Genomic DNA, 15332 nt, shown 5'->3' on the forward strand with positions numbered 1-15332 from the left:
CCGTTGAACGTAACCCCCCTTACGCATCAGCCGTAGCTCGTAGGGCGGGCAAAGTTTTCGGCGTCACTCGCAGGGCGACAGCGGAGGTGCCCCCACCGTTCCCGAGCCGAGGGTGGGCATCGGCGCAAGCGGTGCCTTCAGCTCACCCGTATTCTCGCTTGGCGCACCCTGCGCGCTCGCCGGAACGGCTGCCCGAGGCCGTCCGCTCAGGGAGCCCCGAGCTTGAAGTTCACGCCGGCGCGGACCACGTGCTCTTGATACGAGGAATTGGCCGCCATCTGGCTCACCGCGAGCGTCAGCGGAAAGGTCGTCGAGGTGTGGCCGAGATCGACGTATAGATATTCGGCCTTGATCGAGATGTGGTTCGACAGGGCGTATTCAAGCCCGGCGCCGACCGTCGCGCCTACCTTTGTGGCCGAGGCCGAGCCGACGCCGCAGGAGCTGTTGATGCAATTGCCGCCGAGGATGCCGGTCGGAACAAAACTGGTCGCCAGGCTGACATCGCCGACCGCCATGCCGCCGGTCGCGTAGAGCAGGAGGTCCGGGGTGGCCAGGAAGCCGACCCGTCCGCGCAACGTGCCATAAAGATTGATGGTCTGCTGGGTCGGCGCCATGAAGAAGCCGCTGGGGCCGACCGATGTGCCGAAGCCGGAGATTCGCGCGTAGTCGACATCGCCTTCGATGCCGCCGACGAAGCTGCCGACCTGATAATTGTAGCCGGCTTCGGCGCCGATCAGGCCGCCGCTGCCGTTTGGCGAAACCCGCCCCGGGGTACCGGGATAGGCCGGGTTGTTGGCAAAGATGAAATCGGTCGAGGTCTGGCCAATCTCACCGCCGCCGACGACGCCGAGATAAAATCCCGACCAGTTGGTCGCGGCGACCGCAGGCGGTCGCGCTTTCAACGGCAGATCGGCCGCAACCGCAGATGCTGCGCTCAACAGGGCGACGACGAAACTCGCAATAAAGCGCTTCTTCATGAAAGCCGTCCGAATCCAAGAATTTTTGGTCCAACGGAACAATAACTAAGCCCCATGCCCCCGAACACGCAAAGTGAAACAAGCGTCGGGTCACACGCTTTCGCGGCGAAGCGACCTTTTTACAACAACCTCCGCAGGCCGATGAGCTGCGGTACGACCGGTTCGCAAGTGGAGACAAAGCCTCATTACCCGCACTGCAAGAGATATACCACATACTGCCTCCTATGCGTGCAAAGCGCCATCCGGCGGCCGCGATCCGCTACGCGGCAGCCGGCTGGTGCGCGCGCAGGAAGGAACGGATCTGCCGCACCGCGAGCGGAATCCGCTCCTTGGGCTCCTTCCATGGAAACATGCTGACCTCCGCCTTCGGCGCCAGCATGGCCGCCTCCATGGCCACCGCATAGGGATGGGCTGGGATATCGTCGGGCAGGATCAGCACCGGCGTCTGGCAGTTGCGCACGAAATCGCGGCTCACGGTGAAGACGAAGTCGGGGTTGGTGCGATACATCCGGGTCAGGAACTGCTCGACCTGCTCCATCGAGAGGTCTGGCCGGCGTTTGACCAGCTCCGGGCCCCAGTTCTTGATGTTGTTGTCGTAGAAGAGGTCGCGCATTTCCGGACGCGACCCCGAGGGCTGCGCCAGGACGGCGGCTGCGACGCGATCGGGCGCGCGCCGCAATAGGTTCCAGATGAAGGGGCCGCCGATGCAGAAGCCCAGCACCATGAACTTGTCGATGCCGAGATGGTCCATCAACCCGAGATGATCGTCAGTATGGGCGTCCCAGGGACGGTCGATGTCGAGCGGGCCGGTGGACTGGCCGCCATTGGCGTTGCGCAGGTCGGATGCGATGCAGCGGTACTCGCCCCGAAACGCCTCCATCGGGTTGAAGGGTGACAGCGGGCCCGAGAAGCCCGCGATCGTCGAGTTCAGTCCGCCGCCGGCGATCAGCAGCAAGGGAAAGCCGGACCCTGCCTCCTCGAAGTGGATGCGAACCGCGCCTTTTTCGTAAGTCCCCATGCTTGCTCCTCCCTGCCCGGCTTCACCAGCAGACGCGCGCGAGACAGCCGCCAACGCTGCGGCCGCAGCGCCCGTTGCCAGTATGGCACGTCTGACCGGATCCATCATTGGCCCCCCTCCTCGATGCCTGTCACGGCCACTTCACAGGGAGGCAGCCCAACGGGCCCGCGCGGACCGGTTAGCTCAATCGGCCCCCTACGCGCCCGACGCCGCAGCTTCTCCGATCCTGTCCTGCGTCCTGGTATCGAAATCGCTGGCGTCGTGACGTTCATGCAACTGGCTCGAGGGCTCGCCGAAGATCCGGTTGACCATCCTGCCGCGTACGACGGCCGGACGTTTGGCGATCGCCTCAGTCCAGCGCTGCACGTGCTTGTAGTCCCCGACCGAGAGAAACTCGCCGGCGCCATACAACAGCCCCTTCGCCAGCGCGCCGTACCAGGGCCAGACCGCGATATCCGCGATCGAATAGTCGCCGCCCGAGAGATATTCGTTGTCGGCAAGGCGCCGGTCGAGCACGTCGAACTGGCGCTTCACCTCCATCGCGAAGCGGTCGATGGCATATTCGATCTTGATTGGCGCGTAGGCGTAGAAATGGCCGAACCCGCCGCCGAGATAGGGTGCGCTGCCCATCTGCCAGAACAGCCAGGACAGGCATTCCGCCCGCAGCTGGCCGCTGGTCGGCAGCAATGCGCCAAACTTCTCGGCGAGATAGACCAGGATCGAACCGGACTCGAACACCCGGATCGGCGTCGGCCCGCTGTGGTCCATCAGCGCCGGGATCTTGGAGTTCGGGTTGACTGCGACAAAGCCGCTGCCGAACTGATTGCCGTCGATCTTGATCAGCCACGCATCGTACTCGGCGCCGGTGTGGCCGAGCGCCAGCAATTCCTCGAGCATCACCGTGACCTTCACCCCGTTCGGCGTCGCCAGCGAATAAAGCTGCAGCGGATGGCGGCCGACCGGAAGCTCCTTGTCATGGGTCGGCCCCGCGATCGGCCGATTGGTGCTGGCGAACCTGCCGCCGTTCTCCTTGTTCCAGGTCCAGACTTTGGGCGGTTCGTAGGCGGATGGTTCGGTCACGGCTGGCTCCAGATGTTTGCGGCTCGGTCGTTACGACGAAGCAATCGATGGGCAACGGCGCCCTTGCGCCGCGCCCACCTTATATCCGATCGACGACAAATGGTGGGCACGCTGCGCTTTGCCCACCCTAAGAGAACAAAGCTATGACGCCGCTGCCTTTTGTTGCGGTTCGGCGCGCAGCATCGCAAATCCCTCATAGCCCCTGGCCGCCACGTCGTTGCAGATTTGCCGGTACGGCCCGACGCCGCCGATATAGGGCATGAAAATGCGCGGCTTGCCGGGGATGTTGGCGCCCATGTACCAGGAATCGGCCTGGGGATAGAGTGTAGTCTGCGCAACCTCGTTGACATGGGCCACCCATTTGTCCTCGGCGTCTCCGCGTGCTTCCATGGTGTCGAGGCCGTGCTCGCGCAGATAAGCGATGGCGTCGGTGATCCAGTCGACGTGCTGCTCGATCGACACGATCATGTTGGAGAGCACCGACGGGCTGCCGGGTCCGGTGACGATGAAGAGATTGGGAAAGCCGGCGCTCATCAACCCCAGATAGGTCCTGGGGCCCTCGGCCCATTTCCGCTTCAGCGTCAGGCCGTCGCGGCCATGAATGTCGATCTTGGCGACCGAGCCGGTCATCGCGTCGAAACCGGTTGCGAGCACCAGCGCCTCGATCTCATGGTCTGCTCTGCAATCCTGGCCGCCGACGCGCACCGCGCGCGGCAAAATCTCCTCGATCGGATAGGACTTGATGTCGAGCAGCGTCACGTTCGGCCGGTTGAAGGTCGCGAAGTAATCGGTGTCGACGCAGATGCGCTTCGTGCCGATCGGATAGGAGGTCGGCTGCAGCAGTCTTGCGGTCTCCGGGTCCTTGACGATCTCGGCGATCTTTTCGCGCACGAAAACGGCGGCTGTGTCGTTGGCCTTCTGGTCGAGCGCCAGATTGTTGTACGCGGACATGAAGGTCAGCCCGCCGCGCTGCCAGCGCGCCTCGTAGCGGGCGCGGCGCGCGTTGTCGTCGTCGTCCAGCGCGCCGCGATCGGGCAAGTCGGTATAGATGCCGTTGCGCGCCTCCTCGCGGGCAAAGCGCCGGATTTCGGGATAGTTGGCGCGACACTCTTGCCGCTCCGCCTTCGTCAATGGTGCGTTGCGGGCGGGAATCGAGAAGTTCGGGGTGCGCTGAAACACCGTGAGATGTTTTGCCTGTTCGGCGATCACGGGAATCGACTGGATTGCCGACGAACCGGTGCCGATCACGCCGACGCGCAGGCCGGTGAAATCGACCGGCTGATGCGGCCAGTTGCCGGTATGATAGACATGCCCTTCGAAGCGATCGAGGCCCTTGATGTCGGGCATCCGCGCATTCGACAGGCAGCCGGTTGCAAGCACGACGAACTTGGCCGTCACCACGTTGCCGTCGGAGACGGTGACCGACCAGAGATTGGTGCTCTCGTCGAATACGGCCTGCTCGACGCGGGTGTTGAACCGGATGTCGCCCCGCAGGTTGAAGCGGTCGGCGACGTGGTTGGCGTATTTCAGAATCTCGGGCTGCGGCGCGTAGCGCTCGCTCCAGTCCCATTCCTGCTGCAACTCGTCGGAGAAGGAATAGGAATACTGCATGCTCTCGACGTCGCAGCGCGCGCCGGGGTAGCGGTTCCAGTACCAGGTGCCGCCGACGCCATCGCCCTGCTCATAGACGCGCACCGCAAGCCCCAGGCCACGCAGCCGGTGCAGCTGATACAGGCCGGCAAAGCCGGCGCCGACCACGACGACATCGGTATCGGTATCGGTCGTGCTCTCGCTGTTGCCTGGACTGGATCGCAAGGCGGACATGGTTCGGCGCTCCCTCGAGAATTCTCTTATGGAGAACCAACATTCTCCGCACCGACCGAAAGCGCAAGAGGCGACAGGACGCCATTCACCAGGCTAATTCTGCTGCATGGAAAGTGCGGCGGGCTAAAGCTTCCGCAGCGCCTGCACGCAAGTTGCAGCGGGAACGAACCCGCTTGGCTTCAAACCCCGTGTTGGGCTACCGTCACGTCATCAGGCACCGCAGAGCTGCCGCAGGGAGTAGACACACCATGAAATCGCCGATCTGCGCGATGCTGGGTATCGAGTTTCCGCTTCTGGCGTTCAGCCATTGCCGGGACGTGGTCGCCGCGGTCAGTCGCGCCGGCGGCTTCGGCGTGCTGGGCGCGACGGTGCATTCGCCCAAGACGATCGAGCAGGAACTGAAATGGATCGACGATCACGTCGACGGCAGGCCCTATGGCGTCGACGTGCTGATCCCCGAGAACATCTCGACCGCGGGCGAAAAGAACGTCACCTGGAAAAGCCTGGAGGCGCGGATCTCGCCGGAGCATCTCGACTTCACCCGCAATCTGCTGAAAAAATACGACATCGAGCTGATCACGACCAACGTCGCTGACAACCAGCCGCAGCCGTTCGACGCGCAGACCGCGCTCGACCTGCTCGAGGTCTCGTTCCGCCATCCGATCCGGCTGATCGCCAATGCGCTCGGCGTCCCGCCGAAAGCAATGATCGAGATGGGCAAGGCCCACGGTGTTCCCGTGGCGGCACTCGTCGGCGCCAAGGAGCATGCGCTGCGTCAGGTCGCGGCCGGCGTCGACATTCTCGTCGTGCAGGGCACCGAGGCGGGCGGCCATTGCGGCGACGTCTCCACCATGGTGCTGGTGCCGGAAGTGATCAAGGCGATCCAGGATATCCGCGACGTGCCGGTGCTGGCGGCGGGCGGCATCATGACCGGACGCCAGATGGCCGCCTGCATGGCAATGGGCGCGGCCGGGGTCTGGACCGGCTCGGTATGGCTCGCCACCGTGGAATCGGAGACCACGGAGATCTTTCGCGAGAAGATGATCGCGGCCTCTTCGCGCGACGCCGTCCGCTCCAGAGGCCGCACCGGCAAGCCCGCGCGGCAGTTGCGCTCGGTCTGGACCGACGCCTGGGACAAAGGCGCGGACAGCCCCGGCGCGCTGCCGATGCCGCTGCAGAGCATCATCAGCCGCGACGCCTTCAATGCGATCGACCGCTCAGCCGCCGCCGGCAACGCCCGCGCGAGAGACCTCGTCAGCTATTTCGTCGGCCAGGGCGTCGGCCTGATCGACAGCGTGAAATCGGCAGGCGCCGTGGTGCAGGAATTCAAGGAGGATTTTGCCGAAGCCGTCGAGTACATCAACGCGCTGGTGGCGGAGTAGCCGCCGCGCATTCTGTCATTGCGAGGAGCCCTTGCGACGATCGTCATCGATGCTCGCTTTTTTGCGGTACGATGAATCGCTTCGCTCGCGCCCGCAATGACGCAGCAAGCTGCAACGATCGACCATCTCGAAAGTGAAACAGCACGAATGGCAGCATCCCCTCTTCCAGAACACCGTATTCCCGTCATCGTCGGCGTCGGCGAGATCGTCGATCGGCCCAAGGACATCGCCGACGGACTCGAGCCGCTGGCGCTGCTGGAGCAGGCGCTCAGTCGCGCGGAAGCCGACTCTGGCGCCAGGCTGCTCGGCGACATCGGCTCTCTCGACGTCGTCAATTTCCTCAGCTGGCGCTATCGCGATCCGGAAAAACTGCTGGCGCAGCGGCTGGGCATTGCACCCGCGCATCTCTATTACGGCCCGGTCGGCGGCGAGAGCCCGATCCGTTATCTGCATGAGGCAGCCTTGCGCATCGCGCGCGGCGAATGCTCGGTTGCGGCCATCTGCGGCGCCGAGGCGCAGTCGACCGCGACCAAGGCCGAGCGCTCAGGCGTGACGCTGCCGTGGACGCCGTTCGCGCATGATGTAGAGGAGCCGAAGCGCGGCGCGGCGTTCCAGAAGCCGTTGGCCGTCAAGCTCGGCGTGTTCCGCCCGGTAAGCGTCTATCCTTTCTATGAAGCCGCCAGCTCGGCGCATTGGGGACAGACGCCGCGCCAGGCGATGGTGGAGTCCGGCGAACTGTGGTCGCGCTATTCCGAAGTGGCCTCGCACAATCCGAACGCCTGGCTCAAGCGCCATGTCACGGCCGCCGAGATCACGACGCCTTCACCCGACAACCGGCTGATCGCGTGGCCCTACACCAAACTGATGGTCGCCAATCCGACCGTCAACATGGGCGCCGCGGTGCTCGTGACATCGCTTGCGAAGGCGCGCGCCGCCGGCATTGCCGAGGACCGGCTGGTCTACGCTAGCGGCGGCGCCTCGGCGGAAGAGCCACGCGATTATCTCCTCCGCGACCAGTTCTTCGAGAGCCATCCGCAGAATGCGGTGCTGCGCGCGGCGATGGATCTCGCCGGCGGCGACGGCCGAGCGTTCGACATGATCGAGCTCTATAGCTGTTTTCCCTGCGTGCCCAAAATGGCGCGGCGCACGCTGGGGCTGGGCGCCGGCGTGCGGCCGACCGTCACCGGCGGCCTGACGTTCTTTGGCGCGCCGCTCAACAGCTACATGACGCATGCGGCTTGCGCGATGGTGCGAGGCTTGCGCGAAGGCGGCCGTCTCGGCCTGCTGTACGGCCAGGGCGGTTTTGTCACCAAGCACCACGCCTTGGTCCTGTCGCGGCGGGCGCCGCAACAGGCGTTGGCGCAAGAGACCAGCGTGCAGGCCGAGGCCGACAGACACAAGCGCACCGTGCCGGATTTCGTCACCGAGGCGAACGGCAAGGGGCTGGTTGAAAGCTTCACCGTGCTCTATGGCCGCAGCGGCGAAATCGAGCATGGGGTGGTGATGCTGCGGACCGAGCTGGACGCGCGGACACTGGCGCGGGTGCCGGCGCGGGACAGCGCAACGCTCGGCCATCTCATGAACATGGACAGCTCACCGGTCGGCTCGCTTGGCGAGATTGCGATGGCTGCGGACGGCGTGCCGGAATGGCGGGTGGGCTGAGACAGGTTTCTCCGTCTTTGCCAACCAGACCCCGTCCGAACGACGTCGCTTCGCTCGCCTATGGCCGGCCGGCCACGGCCATGCAAGGTTTGCGGAAAGACCCATGCCCGGGCACGGCGACCCAGGGAGGAGGGATTTTGTCCCTGTCTGCCCTACCCCTTCGCGTCCTGTCGCTCGGAAATCTTCGCGGGGCCGGCCTTGCCGGCGGCAGCGCCGGTAACGTGGACCTGGTCGCCGTCGGCGATGCCATCCGGCGGCGCGATGATGACGCGGTCCTCCGCCGACAGTCCCGCCGACAGCTCGATCTCGCGACCGAGATCGCGCGCGATCGTCACGGTCTTGAACAGCACCCGGTCGTCGAGGCCGACGGTTGCCACGCGCAGGCCGCTCTGGTTGAAGATCAGCGCGCTTGACGGAATGTGCAGCGGGATGGTGTCACGCTGCAGGCTCAGGCGCACATTGGCATAGCCGCCCGGCAGCAGCTCGCCGCTCGAATTGTCGAGCCCGAGCTGCATGCGCGTCGTGCCGGAGCCGATGTCGACTGATTGCGAAGAGGCTTCCACGGTCGCCAGAAACGTCCGGTTCGGATATTCCGGCACCGTGATGACGGCCTTGGCGCCGATCTTGATTTCCGGCACGTAGTTCTGCGGCACGCTGACATAGACCCTGAGCTTCCTGACGTCGGAAATCACGAACATCGGCGGTCCGCTGCCGCCGCCGGCATTGATCAGCGCGCCGACGTCGGTGTCGCGGGCCGTGACCACGCCGTCGAACGGCACGGTGATCTTCTTGTAGCCGGCCAGCGCTTCCAGCCGTTCGACATTGGCCTGGCTGGCATTGACCGCTGCCTTCTTGTTGTCGAGGTCGGCAGTACGCTCGTCGATCTCCTGCATCGAGACGAAGTTCGAGGCGATCAGCGTCTTGCGACGGGTCAGGGTGGCTTCCGACAGCTTGGCGCTGGCTTGCTGGCTCGTGAGATCGGCGCGTGCCTGCAGGAGCTGCTGATCGAGGTCCGGCGCTTCGATCTCGGCGATCACCTGTCCGGCCTTGACCTGCGCGCCGATGTCGGCACTCCAGCTCTTCAGGTAGCCGCTGACCCGCGCAAAGATCGGCGCGCGGTAATAGGCTTCCAAACGTCCCGGCAAATCGAGAGTCGCGCTGAGCGCCTTCGGATCGGGCTGCACCACCGCGACCGTCGGGATCGCTTGCTCGTCGGTCCATTCCCTGAGCTTGACACTGGAATCCTCGCGCGCGCGAATCCCGCTCACCACGACCAGTCCGGCGGCGAGGCCAGCACCAACACCGAAAGCACTCAGCTTCCAGCGCGAGACTGTCGAACGTCGTTCAGTGGGCATGCGATGTCTCCGGTCCGGCAGGCGCTTTGGCGACCCGCTTCTTGTGCATCATACTAAAAACCACGGGAACAAATATCAGCGTCGCCGTCGTTGCAAAGATCAAGCCACCGATCACGGCGCGGCCCAACGGGGCGTTCTGCTCGCCGCCATCGCCGAGCCCCAGCGCCATCGGTGTCATGCCGATCACCATCGCCAGCGCGGTCATCAGCACGGGGCGGAAGCGCACGAAGCCGGCCTCGAGCGCGGCCGCCACGGGATCGCCGAGCTCGTCGTAGCGCTCGCGGGCGAAACTGATCACCAGCACGCTGTTGGCCGTGGCGACGCCCATGCACATGATCGCGCCGGTCAGCGCCGGGACCGACAGCGTGGTCTGTGTCGCGAATAGCATCCAGATGATGCCGGCGAGCGCGGCCGGCAACGCCGTGATGATCACGAAGGGATCGGACCAGGACTGGAAGTTCACGACGATCAAAAGATAGATCAGCACGACCGCCGCGAGCAGGCCGAACAGCAATCCGGAAAACGCGCTCTCCATGGTCTGCACCTGGCCCAAAAGTGCCACCGAGCTGCCTTTCGGCACCTCCTTGGCGGTGTCCGCGATCGCGGTCCTGACGTCGGAGGCGATCGCGCCGAGATCGCGCCCCTGCGGGGTGGCGAAGATCTGCACCATCGGCTGGATGTCGTATTGCGAGACGACCGCGCTCGATACCGATCGCGTGATATTGGCGATGCCGCCGAGGATCGGCGGATTGTTGGTCGAAGCCGCCGTGATCGGCAGGGTTTCGAGCGCGCTCAAGGAATCGATCTGGAACTGCGGCGTTTGCATCACGACCGAATACGACACGCCGTTGTCGGGATTGAGATAGTAGGTCGGGGCCACCTGCGAGCTGCCGGCGAGATTGACGGTCAGGCTGTTGGTGACGTCGCGTTCGGTCAGTCCGACATATTGCGCGCGGGTCCGATCGACGTCGATATTGAAGGTCGGATTGCTCGGCGACTGCTGCAGGCGCGCATCGGCAATACCGGGAATATGGCGAATCCGTTTCAGAAGCTTGTTGGCGTAGGCGAAATTCGCATTGATGTTGGCACCGCGGACCTGCAGATCGATCGGGGCCGGCGCGCCGAAATTCAGGATCTGGCTGACGATATCGGCCGGCAGGAACGCGAAGGTGATGCCCGGAAAGGCACGGGGCAACTGCTCGCGCAACGAACGGACATAGTCTTCGGTCGGCCGGTGGCCCTCCTTCAGCTTGATCTGGATGTCGCCGTCCTGCGGGCCGATCACCCCGGTATTGTTGTACGTCATGTTGATGCCGGAGATCGGCATGCCGATGTTGTCGGCGACCGTATCGATCTCCGCCGGCGGTATGATCCCCCGAATCGCCTTTTGCACGTCGGCGAACTGATTGGCACTTTCCTCGATGCGAGTGCCGATCTGGGTACGGACATGCATCAGGATCGACCCGGTATCGACCGCCGGAAAGAAATTGCGGCCGATATAGGGGACCAGCAGGAACGAGAGCCCGACGAAACCGAGAAATCCGAGCACGAACACCGCCCGTCCCCGCATCGCGAAGGTGAGCAACTCGTGATAGGAGCCGCGCACGCGCGCAAACCCCGCCTCGAATCCGCGTTGAAACCGCACCAGCGGATTGCGCGACAGCGGCGCGCCCTCGGCATGGTGCTCGTGCGGACGCAGGAGATATTTCGCCATCGTCGGCACCAGGGTGCGCGACAGGATGAACGACCACAGCATCGCGAACATCACGGCTTCCGCCATCGGCACGAACAGGAAACGCGAGACGCCAGTCAGGAAGAACATCGGCACGAACACGATGCAGATGCAGAGCAGCGAAACGAACGCCGGCACCACGATCTGGTTGGCGCCGTCCATGATCGCGATTTCGACCGGCTTGCCCTGTTCCAGATGCCAGTTGATATTCTCGATCGTCACCGTCGCCTCGTCGACCAGGATGCCGACCGCGAGCGCGAGACCGCCGAGCGTCATGATGTTGAGGGTTTCGCCGAGCGACCACAGCAGGACGATCGCGCCCATCACCGACAGCGGGATCGACACCGCGATGATCAGCGTCGAACGCCAACTGCCGAGAAACAACAGGATCATCACCGACGTCAGCAACGCTGCGATGACGCCCTCGGAGGCGACGCCATTGATCGCGCTGCGGACGAATACCGACTGATCGCCGATGAATCCGACCCTGAGCGCATCCGGCATCTGGTCGCGGACATCGATCACTTTCTGCTTGATGCCGGCGATGATATCGAGCGTCGAGGTGAAGCCCGCCTTCAGCACCATCATCAGCACCGAACGGTTGCCGTTGACGTGGACGATATTGGTCTGCGGCGGATTGCCGTCGCGCACGCTGGCGACGTCGCGGACATAGACCATGGCACCGCCGACGGCCTTGATCGGCAGGTCGCCGAGCTCCTCCATACGAAGCGGCGAATTGTTGAGCTGGATGCTGTATTCGAATCCGCCGATCTTCTGGGTCCCGACCGGCGTGATCAGGTTCTGCGCGGCCAGCGCATTGGCCACGTCCTGGCCCGACAGCCCGCGCGCCTGCAGCGCGTCCGGATTGAGGTCGATCTGGATCTCGCGCTGCTTGCCGCCATAGGGATAGGGAATCGCGGCGCCGGGCACCGTGATCAGCGGCGTTCGGAGCTGGTTGATGCCGATATCGGCGAGGTTCTGCTCGGTCAGCCCGTCGCCCGACAACGCCACCTGGATGATCGGCACCGTGGAGGCATTATAGTTGAGGATCAGGGGGGGCGTCGCGCCGGGCGGCATCACTTTCAGCAGCGTCTGCGAAATCGCTGTGACCTGCGCATTGGCGGTCCGGATATCGACATTGGGCTGGAAGAAGATCTTGACGATCCCGACGCCATTGTAGGAATTGGAAACGATGTGCTCGATGTCGTTGACGGTGGTCGTCAGGGCGCGCTCGAACGGCGTGACGACGCGGCCGGACATCTGATCGGGAGGCAACCCGGTATACTGCCAGACCACGCCGATCACCGGAATTCGGATGTCGGGAAAGATGTCGGTCGGCGTGCGCAGCGCCGCGAGCGGCCCGAAGATCAACAGCAGCAGGGCCAGCACGACGAACGTATATGGCCGGCTGAGCGCAATGCGAACGAGTGCGACCATAAACTAGATATCCCCCAGAGGTCGCGCCGGACGCCCCTCATCCTGTGCGATGATGGCGATTTACCTGAACCGCGGCGAACAGCCAACATCCGTCAGCATCACTTACCTTCAATTCCCCGAGAACCGCGCTCGGTGGCACGGGTGAGGCCATGCTGAGATCGATCGCGGCCCGGAATGAGCGCCATGACCAGTGCTTTGCCATCGCCGGTCAAGTCAAATTCAACCAACACGCCGCGTGCGCTTCGTTGCGAATGACTTTGCAGCAAGCGCGGCGTGCCGAAAGATCTCGCAGCGCGCCCCGATTTCGACAGTACCCTGTCAATCCGCGTCGCTGCGCGCCCGTCGTGGTGCAACCACGCGGTCAAAATCGCCCGCAGATGATCCACCTTGCCGGAGATTTCGGCAGCGTCGTTGCGGATGTCAGCCGCGTTCGAGCGCATCGAGGCCGCGGAGCGTCGGCTCAGTTCGAGCGCAAGGAGCCCGAGATGGCGCTCAGGCGGCGCGGACCGAGGTAAGGAATTTGGCCACCTCGGCCTTGAGCCGGCCGCTGTCGCCCGACAGCGACTTGGCGGCGGCAAGGACCTGGGAGGACGCCGAACCGGTCTCGGTGGCGCCGCGCTGCACGTCGGTGATGTTGGACGAGACCTGCTGAGTGCCGTGGGCAGCCTGCTGCACGTTGCGGGAGATTTCCTGGGTCGCGGCGCCCTGCTCTTCGACCGCGGCCGCGATGGTCGAGGAGATTTCCGAGAGTTTTTCGATGGTGCCGGAAATTTCCCTGATCGCATTCACCGAGTCGTGGGTCGCCGCCTGGATGCCGGTGATCTGCTGGCCGATCTCGCCGGTCGCCTTCGCGGTCTGCTCAGCCAGTGCCTTGACCTCGGAGGCGACCACGGCAAAGCCGCGGCCCGCTTCTCCGGCGCGCGCCGCTTCGATGGTCGCGTTCAGCGCCAAGAGGTTGGTCTGGCCCGCAATGGTGTTGATGAGTTCGACCACGTCGCCGATCCGGCTTGCGGCCTTCGACAGTTCGCTGACGCGGTCGGTCGTGTTGCGTGCCTGGCCGACTGCGTCGCCCGCCATCCGGGCCGATTCCTGCACCTGGCGGCTGATCTCGTTGACAGACGAGGAAAGCTCTTCCGTCGCAGAGGCGACCGACTGCACGTTGGCGGTGGCTTCTTCCGAGGCCGCCGCGACCGCCGTCGCGAGCCCCTGCGAGCGTTCCGCCGTGGCCGACAGCGAACCAGCCGAAGCTTCGAGCTGGGTCGACGCCGAGGAGACCGTGTTGACGATGTTGCCGATCGACTGCTCGAACTCACGGGTGACGGTGTCGACCCGGCGGCCGCGCTCGATCTTGACTTCCGCGTCCCGTGCGGCCGCCTCGTCGGCGGCTTTCTTGGCGATCAATGCCTCCTTGAACACCTGCAGGGCGTCGGCCATGACGCCGATCTCGGTGGTCTCGCCGCGATGCGGAACCTGAGCCGCGAGATCACCATTGCCCAGCGCCTGCATCGGCTTCACGATCGAGGCAATGCCGCTCGAAATGTCCCGGATCACCAGCAAGCTGACCACGATACCCATCGCAAGGACTCCGACTACGATCAGCGCGAGCGTCGTGAGAGCGCTGCTATAGGTATCGGCCGCGGCTTTGGTCTCGGTCTCGGCGCCCGTGTTGTTGAATTCGATGTCCTTGACCAGCAGGGCATCGGACGCAGTACCCAGCTTGACCGCGGTCTTGTTGAGGTCGATCGCCTCTTGCGGCAGCCGGCCGGCGCCTTTGCGCGAGAGCTCCATGACCTTCTCCGCAACCGCCTTATATTCAGTCCAGCTTTTGGCCCAGGCGTCATAGAACGCGCGCTCTTCGGGACCGCTGATCATGGGTTCGTAGGTCTGGCGAATCTTGTCGTTGCTTGCGACAACCGTCGCCATGGTCTTTTCAACCGCGTCCTTGTCCTCGAGCGTCTCGGCCAGCATGTGCTGCCGCAGCACGCTGCGATAGGTGATGATGCCGGAATGCAGTTCGCCCAGCACGCGGACGCTCGGCAACCAGTTGGTGGCGATTTGAACGGCGTTTTCGTTCATCGCCCGCATGTCCCGCGCCGCGAGCAGGCCCGTCGCGGTCAGCGCGAGCAGCAGCAACGTTGCAAAACCAATGATTTTCGAGCGGATCGAGAATTTGGCGAGCATGACCGGACTGCCTCGGGTTTCGGGTAGGCGCGCCCAATCGTCCGCCCGGCGCGCACGGGAGGTCCGAAAGTAAGACGGCATAAACTCAGCAATGGTTAATTTACCTCTCCGTGCAACTGCGGAGAGCAGGACATCACTGACATATCAAATTAGCTGTCCAGCGCGCAACTTGCGCGGGCTGATGTCCGCGGCCCGATCGTTTCAAGTCACCACAAAGTCCGCGCATGGCGATCGACCGGCGTCTCCGCTGCAGGCGCAGCCCCGCGCTCAGACTCGACCCGGCTCCGCGACCATTCATCGTACAGCGCGCGCTCCGGAGGGCGGCTTTGTTCCCGGCACGCCCATGGCGCGCTGAAAACGCGCCTAGCACATCAGCTTCAGCGCATCGGAAAAAAACTCCGCCCCCCCGAAATTGCCCGACTTCAGGGCAAGCAGCATCTCGCCGTCTTTCGCGCCGACCGCGCGCAGCACCGGGACACCGGCTGAGATTTCGGCTCCCACCAGGAAGCCGGGAATGCCGAGGCGGTCCACCACGGCGCCCGAGGTCTCGCCGCCGGCCACCACCAAGCGCCGAACGCCCGCCTGCACCAACCCTTCGGCGATGTCGGCCATCGCCTGCTCGATCGCGTGCCCCGCCGCATCGCGGCCGTGGCGGGCCTGCAGCGCGGCGACTCGGTCCGGCCC

The 15332-nt window shown here is 64.4% G+C and carries 11 protein-coding genes; 2 read left to right on the forward strand and 9 right to left on the reverse strand.

All coding sequences use genetic code 11. From position 1 onward, the window contains the following. Positions 1 to 206: 206 nt before the first annotated feature. The 4 genes from WCB02_RS27290 to WCB02_RS27305 form a co-directional block, all read right to left on the reverse strand. Entirely contained in the window at positions 207 to 977 is a 771-nt protein-coding gene (locus tag WCB02_RS27290) for an outer membrane protein (RefSeq protein ID WP_423962865.1), read from the reverse strand. A 259-nt stretch (positions 978 to 1236) separates the two neighbouring features. Then, positions 1237 to 1995, reverse strand: coding sequence for an alpha/beta fold hydrolase (locus WCB02_RS27295; RefSeq protein ID WP_423962866.1), 759 nt, complete (start codon positions 1993 to 1995; stop codon positions 1237 to 1239). 195 nt (positions 1996 to 2190) lie between these two features. Then, complete coding sequence (gene yghU / locus WCB02_RS27300) at positions 2191 to 3075, reverse strand: glutathione-dependent disulfide-bond oxidoreductase (RefSeq protein ID WP_423962867.1); 885 nt, start codon at positions 3073 to 3075, stop codon at positions 2191 to 2193. A gap of 141 nt (positions 3076 to 3216) precedes the next feature. After that, on the reverse strand, positions 3217 to 4899 hold the full coding sequence (locus tag WCB02_RS27305; protein ID WP_423962868.1) for a flavin-containing monooxygenase: 1683 nt from the start codon (positions 4897 to 4899) through the stop codon (positions 3217 to 3219). A gap of 248 nt (positions 4900 to 5147) precedes the next feature. On the opposite strand from WCB02_RS27305, the gene WCB02_RS27310 reads away from it, so the two are divergent. Together WCB02_RS27310 and WCB02_RS27315 are read left to right on the forward strand one after the other, a co-directional pair. Then, on the forward strand, positions 5148 to 6281 hold the full coding sequence (locus WCB02_RS27310) for a nitronate monooxygenase (protein WP_423962869.1): 1134 nt from the start codon (positions 5148 to 5150) through the stop codon (positions 6279 to 6281). A gap of 147 nt (positions 6282 to 6428) precedes the next feature. Beyond that, complete coding sequence (locus WCB02_RS27315) at positions 6429 to 7943, forward strand: acetyl-CoA acetyltransferase (RefSeq protein WP_423962870.1); 1515 nt, start codon at positions 6429 to 6431, stop codon at positions 7941 to 7943. 152 nt (positions 7944 to 8095) lie between these two features. Here WCB02_RS27315 and WCB02_RS27320 read toward each other — a convergent pair whose 3' ends face one another. From WCB02_RS27320 to WCB02_RS27340, 5 genes are all read right to left on the reverse strand, one after another. After that, positions 8096 to 9298 carry an efflux RND transporter periplasmic adaptor subunit gene (locus WCB02_RS27320; RefSeq protein ID WP_423962871.1) on the reverse strand — a complete coding sequence of 401 codons (1203 nt, stop codon included), beginning with the start codon at positions 9296 to 9298 and terminating at the stop codon, positions 8096 to 8098. Further along, complete coding sequence (locus WCB02_RS27325; RefSeq protein WP_423962872.1) at positions 9288 to 12467, reverse strand: efflux RND transporter permease subunit; 3180 nt, start codon at positions 12465 to 12467, stop codon at positions 9288 to 9290. Before WCB02_RS27325 ends, WCB02_RS27320 begins: the two co-directional genes overlap by 11 nt. A gap of 98 nt (positions 12468 to 12565) precedes the next feature. Further along, entirely contained in the window at positions 12566 to 12907 is a 342-nt protein-coding gene (locus tag WCB02_RS27330) for a hypothetical protein (RefSeq protein ID WP_423962873.1), read from the reverse strand. A 52-nt stretch (positions 12908 to 12959) separates the two neighbouring features. After that, positions 12960 to 14648, reverse strand: coding sequence for a HAMP domain-containing methyl-accepting chemotaxis protein (locus tag WCB02_RS27335; protein WP_423962874.1), 1689 nt, complete (start codon positions 14646 to 14648; stop codon positions 12960 to 12962). 363 nt (positions 14649 to 15011) lie between these two features. Further along, a partial coding sequence (locus tag WCB02_RS27340; protein WP_423962875.1) for a nucleotide-binding domain containing protein occupies positions 15012 to 15332 on the reverse strand: 321 nt, incomplete at its 5' end.

The organism is Bradyrhizobium sp., assembly GCF_049581145.1.
GTDB lineage: Bacteria > Pseudomonadota > Alphaproteobacteria > Rhizobiales > Xanthobacteraceae > Bradyrhizobium.